Raw genomic sequence first — 292 nt, 5'->3', positions numbered from 1 at the left:
CGAGTTGGCGAGGCGAAAAGTTGACCGCAACCATCATGTGCTCAGGCCACGACGCTGTTTGGGCGCAAATCATATCCAGAGCTTGTAATCCGATGGGAATGATGAGTCCGGAAGATTCGGCGGAGCGCATGAAATCTTGAGGCTCGATCAACCCTCGGAGTGGATGGCGCCACCGCAGAAGTGCTTCGTAGCTGATAATTGCTGACGAGTTCAGATTGACCTGGGGTTGATACAACACCTCGAATTGATGGTCGTCGAGTGCCTCGCGAAGCTCGCGGACCATGCGTATTCC

1 protein-coding gene is annotated in these 292 nt (G+C 54.5%); it reads right to left on the bottom strand.

Annotated features, from left to right (window positions below):
- On the bottom strand, positions 1–283 hold a 283-nt coding region (locus tag AC4HNJ_RS21790; RefSeq protein ID WP_490481712.1), incomplete at its 3' end, for an EAL domain-containing protein.
- Positions 284–292: the final 9 nt, after the last annotated feature.

Source organism: Dyella sp. SYSU CM1112, from assembly GCF_058216415.1.
Note: the sequence above shows the minus strand (reverse complement) of the source record. Positions and strands in the feature narration are given on the sequence as shown.